This window comes from Clostridium sp. KNHs205 (genome assembly GCF_000702945.1).
Taxonomy (GTDB): domain Bacteria; phylum Bacillota; class Clostridia; order Lachnospirales; family Lachnospiraceae; genus Anaerocolumna.
The window spans coordinates 1,116,173-1,136,916 of the sequence record NZ_JNLE01000003.1 but is presented as its reverse complement, the minus strand read 5'-3'; the positions used below and the strand labels follow the sequence as shown (position 1 = coordinate 1,136,916).

Sequence of the window (20,744 nt, the reverse complement as noted above, 5' to 3'; positions counted from 1 at the left end):
TAAACTACGCAAATTCAGTATCTGATATTAATGCCTATGAAGGACTAGGAATAAGGTGCAGTATCCGGTAACTAAGAAAAGAAGAAGCCCGTTAACCTAAATAGAGAAGGGTAAAAAATATTCAGTTCCAATATTTTACCCTTCTCCAGCTTATTTAATTAACCTTATTGATAGGCTTTCCTTCCAGGAAGGCCTGTATATTATCAGCAAGCATATCAATTAGCCGCTGTCTGGTCTCGATACACTTCCAGCCTATATGAGGTGTCAGGATACAATTAGACAGCTGAAAAAGCGGATTATCCGGAGTTCCCGGCTCCTGTTCCAGTACATCCAGCGCCGCACCAGCAATTACTCTGTTCTTAAGTGCCTCCACAAGGTCCTTTTCTTTGATAATCGCTCCTCTGGAAGTATTGATAAGATAAGCTGAAGGTTTCATAAGTGCAAGCTTCTCCTGATCTATCAAATATCTGGTATCCTCATTTAAGGGACAGTGAATTGTTACAAAATCACTTTTTGTGAGCAGTTCCGTCAGGGATACAAAGCTCACATTTTCCTCCTGAAAGACTTTTGGTGTTCTGCTGTACACCAAGACTTTCATTCCAAAGAAAACAGCTGTCTTAATTACTTCCCCCGCAATCTTTCCGGCTCCGATTACCCCCAGGGTTTTACCGGCCACTTCACTGTGATTCAGCGCCATATACTTCGTAAAATTATCATACCTCTTCTCTGTCAGCAGGTTCTGCTGTGCGGTCAGCGAAGAACTTAAGGATAGAATAAAGGTAAAGGTTAGCTGTGCGACAGCTCTGGAACTATAAGCAGGAATATTACATACTGTAATGTTTTTCTTCGTTGCTGCTTCTATATCTATATTGTTATAGCCGGTACCAGCCTCACATATCAGCTCTACGGTTGAAGGAAGGTTTTCGATAATCTCCTTTCCCATGGGCAGCTCTTTTGTAATTAAAATATGGCTTCCCTCTGCCTTTTTACAGATTTCCTCCGGTGCTGATTTTTCAAATAATGTGATTTCTGCCGCTTTATTTAATTTGTTACAATCTAATTTATTGTCATAGTCTACTTTTGCATAATTTAGGAATACTGCCTTTTTCATATTATCAATCTTTCCTTTCCCTTAATCATCTTATTTCGTATAGTCTCAAACTTATGTGCTTAACAGATGTTCCGACATTGCCCTTATAGCTGCTGTGCTATCCTGCTGCTCAATTGCATGGATGATACTCTCATGCTGCTTATAAAGAAGTCTTTTATTCTCAGGATTCTTAAACATACTGCTGCGGGTATTAATAATATACTCTTCTACCAAAGCTGAGACGGCATACATGGTGTAGGATACCAGTTTGTTTCCCGATGCTTCTATTATCTTATAATGCAATTGTTTATCAATGGCTGCACTCACGCTTTCATTCTCCGAAGTATTCAGCTCACAAAGTAATCTCTTCATTTCCTCCAGTTGTTCCTCGCTTCTTCTGAGCGCAGCCTCCCCGGCTGCCTGAGGCTCTATCATCTGCCGAAATTTAATCACCTCATCGATATTACTGCCATGAAGGAGAAAGGTCAGGGACAGAGGCTCAAAGAAGCTGTCCTCAAACTGCTCTTTGATATAATTGCCTCCCCCCTGCCTGGCTTCAATAATACCCAGCATCTCAAGGGCACGCAAGGCCTCTCTTATGGAAGTCCTGCTGACTCTTAGCTGTTCACACATCTCTCTCTCAGAAGGCAGCTTATCCCCAGGCTTTAAATCACCTTGTCTTATAAGTTCTTTAATCTGCCCAATAACCTGATCAAAAACTTTTGTGTTTTTTATCGCTTCAAACATCACCTTCTCCTTCCGATAATTCCCCAAAGTACTTCTCTATCACTTAAGTACTATATTCATATCCTATATAACAGATTTTATTATTCCTTTATGAATTAGATATTGATATACTTACGATTATACATAAAAAATGTCCAATAAGTTTATTTTCTTAGAATCATATTTAAAACCACATTTTCTAACCACATTCCTAAATGTCTCTCTTAAAATATTGTCTTAATTCATGGTCTTAATTCATGCTCTTGATTCATGCTCTTGGTTCATGCTCTTGGTTCATGCTCTTGGTTCATGCTCTTAATTCATGTTCTTGATTCATGTTCTTGGTTCACGCTCTTAATTCATATCTTGATTCATGGTCTTGATTCATGCTCTTAATTCATGTTCTTGCTCCATGGTCTTGATTCATGTTCTTGGTTCATGCTCTTAATTCATATCTTGATTCATGGTCTTGATTAACGGTCTTTATTCATGTTCTTGCTCCATGGTCTTGATTCATGTTCTTGGTTCATGCTCTTAATTCATATCTTGATTCATGGTCTTGATTAATGGTCTTTATTCATGTTCTTGATCCATGGTCTTAATTCATGCTCTCAATTCATGCTCTTGATCATGTTCTTGATTCATGTTCTTAATTCATGTTCTTAGTTCATGTTCTTGATCCATGTTCTTAGTTCATGTTTTTGATTCATGCTCTTGATTCATGTTTTTGATTCATGTTCTTAATTCATGGTCTTAATTCATGGTCTTAATTCATGTTCTTAATTCATGTTCTTGATTCAATTATCAAAAAGTCTTGCTCTAATAGGATTTCAGACATATTGTACAAAACAGAAAGAACGAATGCGCCTATGGAAAGGTATTAGAAGTCCTTTTCTCTGGATATTTTATGCTATATTCTAAAACAGATTGTTTGAGCGTCAGCGAGTTATCTGTTTTAGAATATGTCCAGCATAAAATACCCAGAGAATTAGGATTTCTTATACCTTGTAATCGAAGCATGAGTTTTTTCTGTTTTGTACAATATGCCGTCCCCCTTATAAAAACCCACCCTTCCCCATCCCTAAAGAATAATCAAAAATAATCTCCATATAACAGGAGCTAGAACTACCGTAACAATACCAGACAACGCCATTGTTAGCCCGCTCATGGCGCCTTCAATCTCTCCAAGCTCCATAGCCCTTGCCGTTCCCAATGCATGAGAAGAAACCCCCATAGCAATTCCCACAGACACACTATCCTTCATTTTGAATAACTTAGCGAGAAACGGACCAATCACTGCTCCCAATATTCCGGTCAGTATAATTGCAACTACTGTAACCGATGGAATTCCTCCAAGCTGGTTTGAAACCTCCATACCAATAGGTGTCGTAATAGATTTTGGAATCAATGATTTTGTCAATACCTCTGAAAGGCCAAAAACCTTTGACAGGAGGATAATACAGCTGATACCTAAAACATTACCGCTTAAAATACTGACAACAATAGGAAGTGCATTTGCTTTTAACAGATGAAATTTACGATAGATTGGTAATGCCAGGGCTACTGTGGCCGGATACAGGAAAAAGGAGATAAGCTGTCCCCCCTGACTGTAATCCTCATAGGATATGTTAAAACTCGAAAGCACCAATATTACCAGCAGCATGGCAAGCAATAAAGGATTGCATATGGATAACCTGGTCTTTTTCTGAATCAGAATGGCTACTTCATAGGCAGCCATAGACAGAATAACTCCAAATAACGGTGATTTAATTATTTCACTCATTGATACTTTCCTTTCTAAGCAGCTTTGCTATGTGCGCAGTTATAATCCAGATAACCGCCGTTGAAATTACGATAACTGCCAGAAAACCTGCCAGCTTTCCCTTTATCAGGCCAAAGGAGGTCATGAGCCCCACACTTGCGGGCACAAAGAGAAATGCCATATGTGATAACAAAAAATCGCAGACCTCTTCTATCATGTGAACTTTAAGAACACCGGTATGCAATGCAAAAAACATTATCAATATGCCTATTACAGAACCCGGTACCGGTAAATGAAATATTTCCTGTATTACCTGCCCTGCAAAATAGATACCTAAAATAATCAGCAACTGTCTAAGATACTTCATAACATCCTCCTGTCATTCTGCTCTGTCAATAAAATTGGTATATTGGTCATACCACTTTACGTTAGTGTAGCACCAATTAGCCAGAAGCGCAATAGAAAATAAAAGGATAAATTTAGGTTTTTCTAATGTGTTTTTAATTCTTATATGGTAATATATGTATTGTTGTAAAATTTCAACAGAAAAAGCAGGAGGATATCAAAATGGAATATGTACTGCAAACAAAAGACCTCACAAAGGTATTTGGTAAAAGAGCGGCAGTAAGTGGTATGAATCTTAACGTTTATAAGGGTGATATTTATGGATTTATCGGACGTAACGGTGCCGGTAAAACTACATTTATCCGAATGGTGGCAGGACTTGCCCATCCAAGCAAAGGAACCATTCAATTATTTGGAAGTAATGATTTAGATACCCAAAGAAGCAAGACAGGAACAATGATAGAGAATCCGGCAGTGTTCCCCCAGATGACAGCTAAACAGAACCTTCATTATTATTGCAGATTGCTGGGACTTGACCCCGTAACGAAAATACCTGAAATGTTAAACCTTGTAGGTTTATCTGATACCGGTAAGAAAAAAGCGAAAAACTTTTCCCTTGGTATGAAACAGCGGCTTGCCATAGGTATCTCTTTACTTGGCGATCCGGAATTTTTGATGTTAGATGAGCCTATTAACGGACTTGATCCAACCGGCATAAAAGAAATCCGTGAATTGATCCTTCATTTAAACCGTGAAAGAAAGATTACTATTCTTATCTCCAGTCATATTCTTGGAGAACTTTCAAGGATTGCTAACCGTTATGGGGTTATTAATAACGGAGTTATGGTTACAGAGTTTACCAATGAGGAGCTGGAACAGCGCTGCGCCGGAGAACTGGAGATAAAGGTTGATAAAACCGCTGAAGCTGTAAATATAATAACGGGAATGATAGAGAAAGATGCCGTTAAAGTCTTGGATGAGAGTACAATACGAATATCTAGGAATTTAGAAAAGGCCGGTACCATTAATACCGAACTTGCTAAAAGTGGTATAACTGTTAATTCCAGTTCAATTGTCGGGCAGGATTTAGAAGCATACTTTATGCAGCTGATGGAGAGCACTGAGAAAAGTTATGTTTAAGAAAATATGACCTGCAATACATTTAATTACAAAATAATATATCAATTACATATTAAAGAATAGCAAATCAGAGATTATTGTTCTAACTTACTGATTTGCTCAGTGTACAGTAGGTACACAGATGGGAGTTACTATGTCTAATTTATTGCGTTCTGATTTTTATCGTTTGTTTAAAAGCAAGTCTTTTTATATTTGCATGGCTGTAGAGGCCTTTCTCTTTATCCTGGGTATTGTAGTGTTATATTTAATGCAAAATTCAGATCCCACTATGGTAATTACCGATCCCTCAAGCGGAATTGACTACGGTATGAGTGCTGTATTTGGCAGTGACCTTATCATGCTGATTGGAATAGTAATAGGCATATTTGTTACTGCAGAATTCAGCCATGGAACTATGAAAAATGTAGTATCAAAAGGCTACTCGAAGATTTATATATACCTCTCTAAACTGATTACTATGATTGCCGCCTCTTATATATTCATCGCTGTTGTTATATTGGTCGGAACAATCAGTGCAACAATTGTAACCGGTAATTTGGGGGATTTTTCGGGTGAATATGTAGGCTGGATGTTTAAGACTCTTGGTATAGAAATGCTCTTATATGCCAGTGTTACCTCCCTGTTTCTGATGCTTTCTATGGTTGTAAAAAATCTTGGCGGAGTCATTGCAATTAATATTATTTACGCTCTCATGGCAGAGCGTTTGATATTCACCTTACTCCAGTATGCTGTTAAAAGCAAAATTAAATTTACAGAATTCAGTTTGTTAAACAACATCTCTTTCTATGCTGCAGATACAGCCACCGGATCTGATTATTTAAGATCAGCGATCGTTGGACTCGTAGTATTGGCAGTAACCACCGTGCTTGGAATATGGGCCTTCACAAAATCAGATATAAAATAACCGTAAAACCAAATACAGCCATTTCAGCCGGAATTGATATAAGTAACAGATAATCTGTTCTCGTATAACTCCTTGCTGATATGGCTGCTTTCTATTAACTTCTCCAGCAGATAGTCTAATTTACATCCACCCGGTAAATTCCAAAATGGTTGCTTTTGAGGACTTGGCTTCCGATTGCAGTGTGGTATTTCTCCACACTCTGGGAGACGAACCTGTAAGCTTAGTAAAACATCGGTTAAAACTTGAGATGGAATGGAAACCAACCTGACCTGATATACTTAAGATACTGTCCTCAGTACTTCGAAGCAGTCTGCAGGCTTCATCAATTCTTGTACTGTTTAAGAAATCAAGTGGCGCTGCACCCATTATGGAATGGAAGGTTCTTCTGAAATGGCTCACACTTAAATGGCACATATCGGCTAAATCTTCTATTGTTATTGGCTGCATATAATTTCTGTGTATAAAATTTATTGCATCAGCAATAATTACAACACTTTCGTCTTTTTGCTTATTCTTAGCGGTATTCTGATTCTCTGCACTGTGTATACGCAAAAGTTCTGTATACAGAGACAGCATCAGACCCTTGACACTTGCCTGGTAGTTGAATTTCTGCTCTTTTAATTCATCTGCAATTGTCTTTGCCAGGAAATACACCTTGGGATATTCCTGCTTATTCATAATATATTTGTAATGCCTGATGGGTGACATGGGGCTTTCAAAATTTTCTATGGAATCTCTGAACATATCTCTGAAAAGTTCTTCCGGATCTACAAAGATATATACCCAAAGACTCTCTTCTCCCGGAGAACTGAAGGTGGTATGGGGGATGTGCCTTGGTATGCAGGTTACATCTCCTTCTTTAAAGGTATGTGGAACACCTTCAATATCAATAATTCCGCTTTCTGCCAGACAAATACCAATTTCAAGACAATTATGAAAATGCAGATTAGAGCTTTTCACCTCTGATATTCTCCAACGTTCGCCGGACAATAGCAAAATAGGAAAACTTAGTGGCAAATTATAGTGGCGGTATTCAACGATTGATCTCTTCTTTCTCGGCATAAGCTGCATCCTTTCTATAATAATCCTGATAGATAATTTATGCTTTCATTATAACATGAACAAAGTGCGTGTTCATGTTCTTGTTGCTCCGGTCGGAATTATGGAGCGAGCTCCAAATTCCTCTCTACGCTTTCATTATATCATAACTGATCATATTCATCAATCAAATTCCGCTGAATTGCGTAATATTTTTTGTGCATTATGCTCATTTTTTCCATATTTTTTCGTCTATTTCTCAAGTTTTATTGATAATTTTATGGTAATTAGCCATATTCAATTGATATTATGATTGATTTTGCATAGTTTTATATGGTGAATGATTAGACAGATACAGATATCTCGACTAAGATATCATTAGAAGCATTATAACTATCAGAAAATCTATAAGGAGCTGAAAATTAATGAAACCGGTATATGACAAAGAAGAACTTCTAAATAGAATGGACAGTATTGTTCATAAGACCATGTCCATGGATTTAACCTGGGATTGGCCCTGCGGCGTTGCTTATTACGGTGTTTGCAGAGCTTATGAAGCTACCGGCAGAAAAGAGTATTTAGATATGCTGATCCGCTGGACAGATGAATATATGGAGCTTGGACTTCCTGCCTGGACAGTCAACACTTGTGCCATGGGGCATACCATGCTGACTCTGTACAAAGAAACACAGGATCAGAAATATCTTGATATCATACTGAGCAAAGCAGAATATCTAACCAAACACGCTCTTCGTTTCGGTGAGAATGTATTGCAGCATACAGTATCTCAGAATAATGATTTTCCTGAACAGGCATGGGCAGATACCTTATTTATGGCTGCTTTTTTCCTCCTTCGTGCAGGAAACATGTTAAACCGCCAGGACTTTATTGATGATGCATTAAACCAGTATTACTGGCATATCAAATTTCTTCAGGATCCTTCTACCGGTCTCTGGTATCACGGCTACAGTCACGTGGCTAACAGCCATATGTCAGGCTTCTATTGGGGACGTGCCAATGCCTGGGCCGCTTACACTATGTCAAGAGTGAAGAAAGAAGTGAAAGAATGGTATCTTTATCCTCCCTGCATGGAAATTGAATGTGCCTTAAGGGATCAGCTGGCTGCTCTTAAATCTCTTCAGACAGAGAATGGTTTATGGAGAACTGTACTGGACGTAGAGGAAGCTTATGAAGAAGTATCTGCTTCCTGTGGTATTGCAGCAGCTATGATCAACAACAATAACCCTCTGCATACGAAATATATTGATAAGGCTTACTATGGTATTATTGAGAATATTTCAGAAGACGGACGTGTATTAAACGTTTCCGGCGGAACTGCTGTCATGAAAGATAAAGCGGGTTATCTTAATATTCCCAAGTCCTGGATGCAGGGTTGGGGCCAGGGGCTTGCACTGGCTTTTCTTGCTGACATGCTGGAAGCAAAGGACATTGATTTTAAGTAAAAGACGCATATTGAACCCAAGTTTATATGCAGGAAAGAGGATACTATGAAAAATTCAGACAATTGGGGCAGCTTTACTCTTCCCGGCGAAGCAGGCTTTGAAGATCTTACATTGCAACTGGCAGAGAAATGGGGAGCTGATGTTATTCGCGACAGCGACGGAACCGTTCTTTCCCCTAAAATTACAGAAGCTGGCTACGATATCTACTCCACAATCTGTATCATCAGAGATCATAACCAATGGGCCAGCGAAAATAAGGATAAACTTCAGCAGAGTTTTCTTATGACAGCACCTGTGGTTGCTACAACAGACAGTCTAACTATCTGTTTAATGAAAGATTATTTTAAAGAGCAGTTTCAAATTAACAGTCAGGAGGATTCCTTAAGGTACTGGCAGGTATTTGACCGTACAGAGAATACGGAAGTACCAAGAGAACAGTGGACTTATGATTCCAATACAGAATCCGTTATTATTAGCAAAATAAAACCAATGCATAAATACACTGTGAATTTCCTTGCTTTCCGTATCTGGGAGGAAATCTCCATGTATAACCATACCACAAATAACTGGGATAAAGAGCATCTGCTGCAGATAGATCCTGTTCATGAAGAGGTACAAAACTACCTTACAGACTGGCTCATTAACTGGTGCAAGGAACATCCAACCACCAATGTCGTGCGTTTTACTTCTCTTTTCTATAACTTTGCATGGATTTGGGGCAGCAGTAAACAGAATCCTTATCTTTTCTCTGACTGGGGTTCATACGATTTCACGGTAAGTCCAAAGGCCTTGGATGGTTTCAGAGAAAAATACGGATATTCCCTGACCTCTGAAGATTTTATCAATATGGGTAAGCATATGGTTACCCATATACCAGGAACCAAAGAGAAAAAAGACTGGATGGAATACATTCATGACTTTGTTATCAGCTTTGGAAAGAAATTAATCGATATCGTACATTCTTATGGAAAGCTTGCTTATGTCTTCTACGATGACAGCTGGGTTGGCTTAGAGCCTTACAGCAAACGTTTTGAAGAATTCGGCTTTGACGGTATCATTAAATGTGTCTTTTCCGGTTATGAATCCAGACTGTGCTCTGATGTAAAGGTTCCGGTACATGAGCTGCGGCTTCATCCTTATCTCTTCCCCGTAGGCTTAAACGGAACTCCTACTTTTATGGAGGGCGGAGAACCTACAAAGGAAGCAGAGAAATTCTGGATAAATATCCGTCGTGCTCTTCTTCGTGCACCTATTGACCGTATCGGTCTTGGGGGATATCTGCATTTAGTTGAACCCTTTCCGGATTTTGTTGATTATATAGAAAAAGTTGCAGGCGAATTCCGTACCATAAAGAAACTTCACAGCCAAGGAACTCCTTTGGTGAAAGACCTTCGTATTGCCGTTCTTCATAGTTGGGGACACTTACGCTCCTGGACCTTGTCAGGGCACTTTCACGAGACACATGTCCATGATTTGATACATATCAACGAAGCCTTATCCGGTTTCCCTTTTGAGGTTGATTTTATTAGTTTTGAGGATGTAAAAAAAGGTGCTTTAAAAAATTATGAAGTAATAATCAATGCCGGGTATGCCGGTTCTGCCTGGAGCGGCGGTGATGCCTGGAAGGATAATGAAATCATTGAGTTAATCACCAGGTGGGTATATGAGGGTGGTTCCTTTATTGGTGTAAATGAGCCTTCCGCAACAGAAGGTTATGATACCTTTTTCCGTCTCTCTCACCTGCTGGGTATCGATAAGGATACCGGTGCCAGAATCTGCCATGGTAAATGGACCTTTGCAGAAGAAGAGTCTGAACTCTGGCCTGACAATGCTTCACTTAAATCCAAAGACGGTTTGTACCTGACAGATGGTAAAGCCAGGGTATTAAAAGCACAGGATGGCAATCCCCTGCTTACCGCTTATAAATTTGGTGAAGGTAATGGTATATATCTTTCCTCCTTCTCCATCAGCAAAGAAAACAATAAACTTCTCCTTAATCTTCTCCTCTCTTTCATGAAAGGCAAGGATAAAGATACTTATATTTCAGATAACAAGAATACAGAGTGCACTTATTTCCCTGCCAGTAAGACTTTGTGTTTAATTAATAACAGTGATACTGCTCAGGTTACTTCCGTGACTACGGATTTCGGTATTATTACTGCTGAACTTGGACCAGCAGATATACAGATTATGACCCTTGCTTAAAATGGAAAGAACCGATACAATGTAATTATTAAAAACCTGATTTTATAAAAGAATAAAAACAGCCTCTGACCATTTCCTGTGATCAGAGGCTATTTCTATATTTAAAGTTAAACTTTCATAAATTCCTGACCATTAGTAGGTTGGTGCAGGTGCAACAAATCCGTTTAACTTATACTTGCGAACTTGATTTATCGTTACATTATTCCTATTATCACTAGCACATAATAAGCTTGTTTCATTTTATTTGGCAACCATAATTAATCTAACCCTATGCATAAATACTATAAAACTATATGGGTATTAGTCAGAGAAAAGCTGTGAGCAATATACAGTGCCGCTTACTTCATATACACCAATACCGATATGATTAAAATTCGTACTTAAGATATTTGCTCTGTGTCCAGGTGAATTCATCCAGGCATTCATAACTTTCTCTGGTGTATTATAGCCATAAGCAATATTCTCTCCGGCAGCATTTACTCTTACATTATACTCTGTAAGAACCGTACTCCAAGCTGTTCCGTCAGGTCTGGTATGAGAGAAGGATTGTTTGATCTCCTTTGCACGTTTGTTAGCCGGGGCAACAAGTTCCTGTGATATAGAAAGCGGAGATGCTCCCGCCTTTGCACGTTCTTCATTAACAAGCTTTAGTACCTGGCTTGCAAAGCTGCTGTCATAATTGGTATCATCGGAAGTACCTGTTGGTGTAGGTGTTGCTGTAGCAGTACTTCCCTTAACTTTAGCTGATGCGATATCTGAATATACACTATAGTATTTAACATTCTTAGCAGTCTTCATTCCTCTTACTTTATAATAATAGGTTTTTCCTGCTGTCAGTGATTTGTCTGTATAGCTTGTACCGGTTGTAGTAGCTATATATTTATAACTTCCGCTCTGCGATGCTGCGCGGTAAACATTATATTTCTGTGCTCCGCTTATTCCAGACCAAGCCAGTGTTACGGTTTTAGCGGTTGTACTGCTTGCAGTTATTGCTGCCGTTTTACTTAAGGTACGGGGTACCTCTAAAGCAGAGGAAGTTTTGCTGTAATAACTTTCGCCACTGATCTTTTTGTAAGCCCTTGCTTTATAAGAATAGCCGGCTGTTGAAGTAAGACCGGAATCTTTGTAAGCTCCGCTTGTTGTTTTGCCGATATATTTATAAGTTCCATTTGCACTGGCTGCTCTGTATATCTGATAGCCTGTCGCTTTACTAACATTTCCTGCTGTCAAAGTTACTGTAGTTGCAGTTCTGGAAACTGCTTTTAATGTGGGAGTTGATGATTTGATGGGATTAACGACTGCCGCAGAGGCTTCATTGGGACTACTAGCATTATTTATATTAAAGTCCGGTGTTAATATGGATGCCATCATCAGAGTTACTATAAGAACTGTTGATATGAAAAATCTTTTCATATATTTTTGCCCTCCTTATTGTTGTTCACAAGTAAGTTGCTTAATAAGATTAACATAACACACAAAGAGGGTCAACACACAGAATTTGGAAGGCATATACGATAAAATACCCCAGGGGTAACCCCTGAGGTACATAATCACAAGTTTATTCTCCTATAAAACTGTTGTCTATGGTTATAACAAGTTCGTATTTTACATCTATAGATTTTACAGCAGCCTCAATTTTATGAAGCAATTGTTCTTTCTCTTTTTCACCATATGAATAGGGTAATACCATATCAAAAATCAGTTTCAATTTATCCTGTTCGTCTATTATTCGAAAATCATGAATTGAAACCTCAGGTTCGATTTCTTTGATTACTGCAATTACTTCCTTTTTCCTAATCTGACTTTCTTCATCCTCCAGATTTACAGGATCCACATGGATTACAATAAATATCCCCATTTCTCTTAAGATATCGCGTTCAATCTTATCGATGATTTCATGTACACCTTCTAGATTTTCTTTGGACTCTACCTCCACATGAATGGTTGCCATTATATGAGAAGGTCCGTAGTTATGAACTATCAGATCATGACAGCCAAGGATTCCTTTATAACCTTCCACTTTCTTCGTTATCCCGTCATAGGTTTCTTTATCAATGGCCTCTCCAAGGAGGGGTTCCAGGGTTTCTTTTGCTATATTAAAACCAGCCAGTAATACTACTAATGAAACGATGGCACCCATCCAACCGTCAATTTTTAGTCCTGTAAATTTGCCTATCAATATTGATATTATGGTAACAGAGGTTATTAAGACATCACCAAATGCATCTGTCCCTGTGGCTTTAAGTACAGAGGAATTAATCTTTTTTGCCATACTTTTATTAAAAAAGGCCAGCCACAGCTTAATAAGCACTGATAGTACCAATAAAATTAAAATTCCGATATGAAATAATACAGGTTCAGGCTTTAATATTTTCCCGAATGCGCTTTTTAGACAGGTTAACCCCACCTGCAATACCAGGAAGGCAACTATAAAAGCAGATATATATTCCGATCTTCCATGTCCGAAGGGATGCTCTTTATCTGCTGGTTTTTGTGAAAGCTTCGTCCCTACAAGGGTTACAATAGAAGATGCAGCATCGGATAAATTATTAAAAGCATCTGCTGTGACTGATATACTGTTTATAACAAATCCACCAATTAATTTAATCAGAAAAAGGAATATATTACAGATTACCCCTATATAGCCGGAAAGCATACCATAAGCTCCCCGTACTTTAGCATTGCTGGTATTCTTATGATCTTTCACAAAATGTTTTAAAAGGAATTCCGTCATTAAGAGCCTCCAAATCCATATGGTAATATTTTATATATTACCATATTTATAAAGGAAATACCAGTTTGCTGAAATTTAACTGTCCGGTCTGAGTTGCTCACGTATTTAAGATGTATTTAAACTATTTCATTGGATGTTTATTCCATCTGCAGAGAATAATTTTAAGAGGTAACTCTGCTTGAAAAAGGGACACCGCCTTGCAGAAAGCAAGGCAGTGTCCCTTATAAATAATCACTTGATATTATTTCTGATTATCAGGTAATTTTGTGCTGTTGCCATCCTGATATGCCTGTAATCTCTGGTTCATTACTTCTTCATATCCGGCTTTTAAATACTCGTCTGTATATTTCTTATACAGAGCCTCGAATTCTTCAGGTTTACACATTGTAAGTTTATCACGGTATTCTTTGTATTTCTCCTGTAATACACCGCTGAATTCAGTCTCTGCTTCAATGGGAACTGAGAAGATTACATCTAAGATACCATAACCTGATTCTGCCAGTTCTTTCTGCTGATAGTATACCTTAATGATATCCTCTGTGAAATCCTGAGGTAATCCCTGAGGAGCGGAGGATTTAATGATATCTTCAATTGTACCGGCATTTTTAGTTGCAGTTACGATACACCAGTAGTCAACACTGTTATTGTAACCCTGTTTCTTGTCTCCAGCATAATCTACAACAGATACAGGAAGATTTGTTGTAGCATCAACAGTGTAGTTCTCGCCTTCTACACCCCACTGCATTGTAAAAAGTACATCTTCCTGGCTCATCCATTCCATATACATCCAAGCTGCTTTGATCTCATCTGCAGATGCACTTGAGGAGAAACCAACGATCATACCAAATGGATTATTTGTACGGTATGCAGGAACTGTACCGCCAGCTTCATCAACAATACCCATAGGAGCAACAGCCAGTTCAGCACCAGGATTCTGCTCATAGAAGGAGTTTAACCAATCCATGTTTGTAGAAATATATCCACCATAGGAATAGGAGGAGCCGTTGATAAAGTTTGCTTTGTCTGTTTCTGTATCTGTAATGTAGTACTCAGGATTTGTAAAGCCTAAATTATAATCTTCATTTTCTCTCTGAAGTAATTTAAAGTTAGCATCTGAACCAAGCTGAGGAATGTTTACATCTCCTGCTTTTGCCCAATCTTCTTCATTCTGAGGATATGTTCTAAATGCATAGTTCTGATCAGAACCAACACCTGTGATCATAGCGCCGCCCTTAGGATTCTTTGCAAGGCCTGCTTCTTTGATCTTTGTCATAGCATCAACATACTCAGCACGTGTTAAAGGAACATGATCATATCCAACCTGTTTCAACCAGTCCATACGCACGAAGGTCTGGAAGGAGTAATTCGTATCATAATAAGGTCTGGCACCTAAAGCAAAATATGTCTCTCCGTTCATGGAGGAGTAAGCGAGCTGGTCACTTTCTACCATTCTGTTGTAATAATTAGGAGCTACCTTAGCAAAATCATCCATGTTAAAGGTTGTTAAGTAGCCTTCATTAGCCCACTGTGATGTTTTAGGATAATCATACTCCATTAAGATTGTAGGAAGTTCGTCAGATGAAGCTAATAAAGCATAATCTGTCATAACATCTGTACGTGTAATAGGTACATATTCAACTGTTACATTGTATTTATCACCAAAATTCTCTTGAATCCATTTTGTCCAATAGTTATCGTCTACAGTTGGCACACCCTCTACACCTCTATCGTATACGGGTATCTTTAATGTAACGTTTTCTGCAAATGCTGTATAACCCTCAATCCCAGCTGCATCTGTAGTTCCTTCACCTTCGCTGCCAGTTGCTTCGGCGGTAGGTGTTGTCTGGTTTACTGTCTCCCCATTTTTGTCATTTGACTTACTGCAGCCTGCCAGTGAACCGAATATCATAGTAGCTGCAAGCATTAAAGCCACAACTTTGTTAAGTTTTTTCACAATAATTCCTCCTTCTTTATTTAGAAAATGTATATATAAATCTGCAATTCCGCTCATGAGCCGGTCACAGAATTCATATCCCCAATAAACTAATCAAAAATTTATTAGTATTATCAGCCTTTTACCGCACCAACCATAACGCCTTTTACAAAGTACTTCTGTAAAAACGGATAGATACAAATAATTGGTATTGTTACAAACATAATAGCTGCCGCCTGAAGTACCTCAGGCGTACTTGTTACCGCTGCTGCTTCAGAAAGGGTCGTAGTCTGCGCCTCTGTGGCGGACGCTACCATCTGATACAGCTTGTATTGGATAAGTTTTAAGGTTTCTGTTTTGATGTAGAATTTATTATCCGCATATTGATTCCAGCGTCCTACTGCATAGAAGAGAGACAAGGTAGCCAAAATCGGTTTAGATAAAGGGATAACGATTCTTCCTAATATCTGAAAATTAGTTGCGCCATCCAGGAAAGCAGATTCCTCTAAACTATCAGGAATATTTGACTGGAAGTAGGTTTTCATAATAAGCATATTGTAAGGTGAATATATCAGGGGCAGAATCAGAACCCACATGGTGTTAAGCATATTCAAATCTTTCATAAGCAGGTAGGAAGGAATCAGACCGGCACTGAAATACATAGGAAACATAAGCAGGAAGGTAAAGAAGGTTCTTCCCTTTAATCTTTTCTTGGACAGCGGATAAGCTGCACAGATACAGCAGAGCATACCAAGAAGTGTAAACAGAGCTGTTACAAAAATACTGTATACCATTGAATATACCATGGAACCATCGCGGAAAATGGATGCATAAGCGTCTATATTAAATCCTCTTGGCCATAGATATACCTGCTTTGCCAATACAAAAGAGTTTTCTGAAATTGACTTTGATGCAAGATGTAAAAACGGCAGAATACATGTTGCACATAGGATAACCAGTACGAACATAATCACTGCATCACTTACTCTGAATTTATTGATTGCCCTGCTGCCGTCAGAGTGTCCTTCTTCTTTATGCATTGACTTTTCTTTTTTCTTAGACATCATACTTTCCTCCTAAATTAATCCGTCTTCACCAAGCTTCTTGGCTACTTTATCTGCCAATAGTACCAGCATAAGACCTACCAGGGACTGGAATAGACCCACGGCCGTTGACTGGCTGAACTTACCGCCGCCAAGACCTTTTTCATATATGTAAATCGCAAGCTGGTATTGAAATTCTCGAACCTGTGAATTACCGAATACGTCAAGACGTTCAAAGTTACTTCCCATGATACGTCCTAAGTTCATGATTAATAAAGTTACAACAGTTCCTTTAATACCAGGCAGTGTTATATGCCACATTCTTTTCCATCTTCCGGCACCGTCAATCATAGCAGCTTCATATAATTCACCGCTGACACCGGATATGGCTGCGAGATAGATAATGGTACCCCAGCCCATTCCATACCAGACACCAATCATCAGGTAGGTAACTGCCCAATTCCATTTTTCAGTCAGGAAAGGTATTCCTTCCTGAATGAGTCCCATATTCTGCATTACTACATTTACGAGACCAGTACTGGGTCTGAACATTGTATAAGCTACACTTCCGATTATTACCCAGGATAAGAAGTGGGGAAGGTAAAGAATCGTCTGTGATATTCTCTTAAATTTGGGAAATCTTAATTCATTTAACATTAATGCCAGAATAATCGGCACGGGGAAACTCACTAAAAGGTCCAAGAGGTTAAATGATATGGAATTTCGAAGTGCCCGTATGAAATCCGCATCCTTAAAGATCTTGATAAAAGTCTCAAATCCGACCCACTCACTGCCTGCATATCCTTTAGCCGGTTTATAATCCATGAAAACCATCCGCAATCCGGGATAAGCTGCATAATTAAAAATAATTACCATTAACAACGGTAACAAAAGCAACAGATATAATTGCCAGTCCCTCTTAAAAGCAGTTTTTAAGGTACCCTTATTTTTAATCTTGGGTATGGCCGATTTATTCTTTTCCATCTTTTTAACCTCCTATGATTTCTGTCAAAGCTTTTCTCGTCATTTTATATATTTTTCTCTAACTTGTAAGTATATTATTATATATTTTGATGTTGATTTCTAATCAATACTTTTTTAAAACAATGCAAAAACGACTTATTATTTTTGCTATTAACGAAAGTTTATGATTATTTTATTTCTTTCCCTTGAATTTCTATTAATTATTCAAGGGAATTTGCACAGAAAATTTTTACACTTTCACATTTTTCCCGACAATATTATTTATACATAACAATTATCTAAAATGTTTTAGATTAAATATAGTTGATAGTTAGCAATATTAGCATATAGTGATATTTTTTAACATAGAATCAGCTTGCTATCGTATACTCCCTATAAGGTACTTCTGTTACGAGTACAATGAATTTTTTCCGGCAGATACCTTTATGCATTACAAGGCAGTCAACTATAACATAAAAGAAGTTTCAGAACGAATCTGAAACTTCTCCACTTAATGAAACCGGGCAGCTTCTCAAATAGGAAACCGCCCGGTTTAATATTTATCCCATTATGGTCTTAAATAAGAGAAATAAGGTATATTTCTCATAATACCAAATGCAATCACTCCCACCAGCATAATTCCGGTGACAATCTTCTCTGTTTTGGTGGTACTTCTCTGCATACCTTTTATATATCGAATAAGATATTTAATTAAGAATATGGCCAGAATAGGCAGCATTAGAAACAAGGCTTCATTACTCCGAAATGCTGCGGTAAGGCGACCCTCTATCAAAGCTGCTGCCAAACGTGTTGAGCCGCAGCCCGGACAATAGAAGCCTGTTACCAGTCGGAATACACAGGGTATATAAAGTCCTGTGTATTTTCCAAAAAGATAATATGCCATCCCGATTATACCAAGAAGGGAGCTATAATAAATAACCTTGTGTACTCTTTCTTTCATTCCATTAATCCAATTGATTTAATTCATGCTGAATCAGTGCGTATGTTATGATACCACCGAAGAGATATAACAACAGATACAATATACCGCTGTTGGAAGAAATTAAACCTCTCTTCTGCTTTGCAAGATCAAGTTTCTCACCTCTTCTGTATGCCCAGTAAAGCCCATAGATACCGCAAGTAATAATTACAAGCAGAAATGCGGCTATACCTGATGTATCCGGTTGATCAGCCGCTTCATTTGTCTCATTTGTCAGACAAATAAACCAATAGATACTGTAAATACCACAGGTAATTAGAGAAAATATGATACACAGTGCAATGTTTCTCCTAACCATTTGATTCACCTCCCGTTTCTTACCCAATATTATACGCTCCGCAGTCCCTTTTTATTGAATTGGTTCTGGACTGTTAACAAGCTTTTATTATTATATAAAGATTTATAGTTATTGTAAACCCCAAAAATCGTCAAATGATTCCATTTTATTAGTTTTTTTATTTTAGCAGCAATCTACAGGTATAGCTGTTAACGGAAGGGGGAACCAACTGCTGAGACAGTTTAATTGGTCAGCTGCAAGACCCCCTGTATAGTCCGTTAATCCATAGCTGCCTATCTGGGATAGCAGAAGTCTGGTTGCTGTAAGTTCCGTCATGGCAAGATCAGCTTCTTTTGAACTTTTATGTACAGAGGGTACATTTCCCCTCACTTTTATCTCATATACATTGTCTCCTATCCCTATTCTTAATACTCCATCTGAAAGATACACTAAATGGGATTTCAGTTCTAAGAAAGCTTGAAGGACCTGCTTCCAGTTAAATATCCTATAACTTTCACAAGTTGTTATTTTGTAGGTTTCCGCAATATTTTGCAGATAATTGATTTTATTTAAATCATAAGGAGCAGCCAACAAACGAAACTGCTCTTTCCCGGTATAAGTAAATAATGCTTTTAAAACCGCAGAATAGTGCTTCTTATCGGCAAGCAGCAATTCCGGTATCCAGCCGTCAGGGCCCATTGTCAGATAACCACTGAACTCATAATTTACGATTATTCCATAAGGAACACATCCCCAGGTGCTTAGGATATCGTAAAAATCCTCCCTGCTTCTATGGGCATGCACCGGCTGTGCCAAGTAGAAGGAATATGCTTTATCCAGCAGTTCTTCTGTTGTCAGGGGCACAATCTTAACGGGGGTACAGTCCGTATTTGTGAGACCATGTCTTGCATTATCTGAAGTTAAACTAAATTCCATCTGTATTCCGGAGGGCTCAAAGCCGAAATATTCATATCGTTGTCTCTGACCACCTAAAAATACGTAATGATAACCTTGATTTTTAATATCTGTCAAAACTTCCTTCATGAGGCGCTTCATATAACCTTTACTCCTGGCATAGGGATGGACTGATACCATACCGATACAGCAGGCTTTAATTCCATTACCGTATATATTATATTCTATGGGCATGGCGCAGATTAAAGCCTTGATTTTATCATCTTCTTTAACCAGATAATGAATTCCTGCATAATTTCTGCTGTCGCCATATAGTTTTGGGAGTAGTTTCTTAAAGTCATGAGGCCTCTCATTCTGACTGAATACATAATTAATAAAGTCTATAATCTCATCATATTCTTCCGGTATAGCTTTTCTGCATTGAATCATTTGTTTGGCAGTCCTTTCTTTCGTCCGTTTTACATCCTTATTTTTACAGCTTCTTACAACAAATCCTTCCGATTGTTTTATAATCGGGATATTCGTTACTTGCAATCTCTTTTATCTTTTTACCTTTATAACTATATCTTTTTCCCCATATCTTTTCAATTCTTTCTTATTAAGTTTCCTTAATAGTATGTTTTTGTGATCATCCTTTAAAACTTCTCTTTACATTACTGGGGTTATATAGTAATCTTAAGTGAAATTTCTACACCGCTTACATATAGATCTATTATGATAGCGGATTATTTATTGCAACAGAAAAAGAATGACGGAGGACTAAAATATGAAAGTTTATAGAAACCCAGAAAATATTCATGCACCACTTGCTGCTTATACACATCAGATTGAGGTTACCGGACAATCTCGCTGGCTGGTACTCTCCGGACAGGTTGGCAAAGACCTGAAAGGAAATATCCCGGAAGACCCAATCCTGCAGATTGAACTTGCTTTAGAGAACATTATTGAAAACCTGAAGGCGGCAGATATGGAGGTAGGGGACCTTGTAAAACTGGTGTTTTATCTGGTCGGCGATACGGATACTATAAGACGGCGGGATGCGATTTCCAAAGTGTTAAAGGATCACATGCCTTGCATGACTGTACTGTATGTTGCAGGATTGGCTTCCCCTTCATTAAAAGTGGAAATTGATGCCTGGGCATGTGCAGACGTTTAAAACCCCTTGGACTATTCATTAACGGCCTGTAGGTAACATCAATCAGTTCA

At 38.3% G+C, this 20,744-nt stretch carries 18 protein-coding genes; 5 read left to right on the top strand and 13 right to left on the bottom strand.

The genetic code is table 11. The features are described from left to right. Positions 1-154: 154 nt before the first annotated feature. The 4 genes from BR73_RS0104990 to BR73_RS0104975 all read right to left on the bottom strand — a co-directional run bounded on the left by BR73_RS0104990 (position 155) and on the right by BR73_RS0104975 (position 3,945). Positions 155-1,111, bottom strand: coding sequence for an NAD(P)-dependent oxidoreductase (locus BR73_RS0104990; protein ID WP_033164631.1), 957 nt, complete (start codon positions 1,109-1,111; stop codon positions 155-157). 51 nt (positions 1,112-1,162) lie between these two features. Further along, complete coding sequence (locus tag BR73_RS0104985) at positions 1,163-1,837, bottom strand: FadR/GntR family transcriptional regulator (protein ID WP_033164630.1); 675 nt, start codon at positions 1,835-1,837, stop codon at positions 1,163-1,165. 1,060 nt (positions 1,838-2,897) lie between these two features. Continuing rightward, entirely contained in the window at positions 2,898-3,599 is a 702-nt protein-coding gene (locus BR73_RS0104980; protein WP_033164629.1) for an LrgB family protein, read from the bottom strand. Next, positions 3,592-3,945: a CidA/LrgA family protein gene (locus BR73_RS0104975; RefSeq protein ID WP_033164628.1), complete on the bottom strand. Its 354-nt coding sequence runs from the start codon at positions 3,943-3,945 to the stop codon at positions 3,592-3,594. Before BR73_RS0104975 ends, BR73_RS0104980 begins: the two co-directional genes overlap by 8 nt. 200 nt (positions 3,946-4,145) lie before the next feature. Between BR73_RS0104975 and BR73_RS0104970 the strand changes: the two genes are divergently transcribed. Beyond that, positions 4,146-5,063: an ATP-binding cassette domain-containing protein gene (locus BR73_RS0104970; protein ID WP_033164627.1), complete on the top strand. Its 918-nt coding sequence runs from the start codon at positions 4,146-4,148 to the stop codon at positions 5,061-5,063. A 133-nt stretch (positions 5,064-5,196) separates the two neighbouring features. Next, positions 5,197-5,967 (top strand): ABC transporter permease, encoded by a 771-nt coding sequence (locus tag BR73_RS0104965; RefSeq protein WP_033164626.1) that lies wholly within the window; start codon positions 5,197-5,199, stop codon positions 5,965-5,967. 120 nt (positions 5,968-6,087) lie between these two features. On the opposite strand, the gene BR73_RS0104960 is transcribed toward BR73_RS0104965, so the two are convergent. After that, on the bottom strand, positions 6,088-7,029 hold the full coding sequence (locus BR73_RS0104960; protein WP_033164625.1) for an AraC family transcriptional regulator: 942 nt from the start codon (positions 7,027-7,029) through the stop codon (positions 6,088-6,090). A gap of 401 nt (positions 7,030-7,430) precedes the next feature. On the opposite strand from BR73_RS0104960, the gene BR73_RS0104955 reads away from it, so the two are divergent. Then, positions 7,431-8,468, top strand: coding sequence for a glycoside hydrolase family 88 protein (locus BR73_RS0104955; RefSeq protein WP_033164624.1), 1,038 nt, complete (start codon positions 7,431-7,433; stop codon positions 8,466-8,468). Between the two features lie 45 nt (positions 8,469-8,513). Beyond that, a complete protein-coding gene (gene gnpA, locus BR73_RS0104950; protein ID WP_033164623.1) occupies positions 8,514-10,673 on the top strand; it encodes a 1,3-beta-galactosyl-N-acetylhexosamine phosphorylase in 2,160 nt (719 codons plus the stop codon). A gap of 300 nt (positions 10,674-10,973) precedes the next feature. On the opposite strand, the gene BR73_RS27140 is transcribed toward gnpA, so the two are convergent. The 8 genes from BR73_RS27140 to BR73_RS0104910 all read right to left on the bottom strand — a co-directional run bounded on the left by BR73_RS27140 (position 10,974) and on the right by BR73_RS0104910 (position 20,072). Next, on the bottom strand, positions 10,974-12,086 hold the full coding sequence (locus BR73_RS27140) for a CAP domain-containing protein (protein ID WP_051684976.1): 1,113 nt from the start codon (positions 12,084-12,086) through the stop codon (positions 10,974-10,976). Positions 12,087-12,231: 145 nt separating this feature from the next. Beyond that, entirely contained in the window at positions 12,232-13,407 is a 1,176-nt protein-coding gene (locus tag BR73_RS0104940) for a cation diffusion facilitator family transporter (RefSeq protein WP_033164622.1), read from the bottom strand. A gap of 241 nt (positions 13,408-13,648) precedes the next feature. Next, a complete protein-coding gene (locus tag BR73_RS0104935; protein ID WP_051684975.1) occupies positions 13,649-15,361 on the bottom strand; it encodes a hypothetical protein in 1,713 nt (570 codons plus the stop codon). A 113-nt stretch (positions 15,362-15,474) separates the two neighbouring features. Further along, positions 15,475-16,407, bottom strand: coding sequence for a carbohydrate ABC transporter permease (locus BR73_RS0104930; protein WP_156034602.1), 933 nt, complete (start codon positions 16,405-16,407; stop codon positions 15,475-15,477). A gap of 9 nt (positions 16,408-16,416) precedes the next feature. Further along, positions 16,417-17,367, bottom strand: coding sequence for an ABC transporter permease subunit (locus tag BR73_RS0104925; protein WP_033164621.1), 951 nt, complete (start codon positions 17,365-17,367; stop codon positions 16,417-16,419). A gap of 547 nt (positions 17,368-17,914) precedes the next feature. Then, positions 17,915-18,307: a DUF2752 domain-containing protein gene (locus BR73_RS0104920; RefSeq protein WP_033164620.1), complete on the bottom strand. Its 393-nt coding sequence runs from the start codon at positions 18,305-18,307 to the stop codon at positions 17,915-17,917. A 4-nt stretch (positions 18,308-18,311) separates the two neighbouring features. Next, positions 18,312-18,644 (bottom strand): DUF4234 domain-containing protein, encoded by a 333-nt coding sequence (locus BR73_RS0104915; RefSeq protein WP_033164619.1) that lies wholly within the window; start codon positions 18,642-18,644, stop codon positions 18,312-18,314. A 162-nt stretch (positions 18,645-18,806) separates the two neighbouring features. Beyond that, on the bottom strand, positions 18,807-20,072 hold the full coding sequence (locus tag BR73_RS0104910) for a GNAT family N-acetyltransferase (RefSeq protein ID WP_033164618.1): 1,266 nt from the start codon (positions 20,070-20,072) through the stop codon (positions 18,807-18,809). Positions 20,073-20,304: 232 nt separating this feature from the next. On the opposite strand from BR73_RS0104910, the gene BR73_RS0104905 reads away from it, so the two are divergent. Continuing rightward, the gene (locus BR73_RS0104905) at positions 20,305-20,694 is read left to right on the top strand and encodes a RidA family protein (protein ID WP_033164617.1); all 390 of its coding nucleotides are present in this window, start codon (positions 20,305-20,307) and stop codon (positions 20,692-20,694) included. The last annotated feature ends 50 nt before the right edge of the window (positions 20,695-20,744 follow it).

Coding starts and splice junctions, on each gene's coding strand:
- gnpA (WP_033164623.1), top strand. CDS start 8,514: ATGAAAAATTCAGACAATTGGGGCAGCTTTACTCTTCCCGGCGAAGCA.
- BR73_RS0104905 (WP_033164617.1), top strand. CDS start 20,305: ATGAAAGTTTATAGAAACCCAGAAAATATTCATGCACCACTTGCTGCT.
- BR73_RS0104925 (WP_033164621.1), bottom strand. CDS start 17,367: ATGGAAAAGAATAAATCGGCCATACCCAAGATTAAAAATAAGGGTACC.
- BR73_RS0104955 (WP_033164624.1), top strand. CDS start 7,431: ATGAAACCGGTATATGACAAAGAAGAACTTCTAAATAGAATGGACAGT.
- BR73_RS0104920 (WP_033164620.1), bottom strand. CDS start 18,307: ATGAAAGAAAGAGTACACAAGGTTATTTATTATAGCTCCCTTCTTGGT.
- BR73_RS0104965 (WP_033164626.1), top strand. CDS start 5,197: ATGTCTAATTTATTGCGTTCTGATTTTTATCGTTTGTTTAAAAGCAAG.
- BR73_RS0104960 (WP_033164625.1), bottom strand. CDS start 7,029: ATGCCGAGAAAGAAGAGATCAATCGTTGAATACCGCCACTATAATTTG.
- BR73_RS0104980 (WP_033164629.1), bottom strand. CDS start 3,599: ATGAGTGAAATAATTAAATCACCGTTATTTGGAGTTATTCTGTCTATG.
- BR73_RS27140 (WP_051684976.1), bottom strand. CDS start 12,086: ATGAAAAGATTTTTCATATCAACAGTTCTTATAGTAACTCTGATGATG.
- BR73_RS0104915 (WP_033164619.1), bottom strand. CDS start 18,644: ATGGTTAGGAGAAACATTGCACTGTGTATCATATTTTCTCTAATTACC.
- BR73_RS0104940 (WP_033164622.1), bottom strand. CDS start 13,407: ATGACGGAATTCCTTTTAAAACATTTTGTGAAAGATCATAAGAATACC.
- BR73_RS0104975 (WP_033164628.1), bottom strand. CDS start 3,945: ATGAAGTATCTTAGACAGTTGCTGATTATTTTAGGTATCTATTTTGCA.
- BR73_RS0104990 (WP_033164631.1), bottom strand. CDS start 1,111: ATGAAAAAGGCAGTATTCCTAAATTATGCAAAAGTAGACTATGACAAT.
- BR73_RS0104985 (WP_033164630.1), bottom strand. CDS start 1,837: ATGTTTGAAGCGATAAAAAACACAAAAGTTTTTGATCAGGTTATTGGG.
- BR73_RS0104970 (WP_033164627.1), top strand. CDS start 4,146: ATGGAATATGTACTGCAAACAAAAGACCTCACAAAGGTATTTGGTAAA.
- BR73_RS0104930 (WP_156034602.1), bottom strand. CDS start 16,407: ATGATGTCTAAGAAAAAAGAAAAGTCAATGCATAAAGAAGAAGGACAC.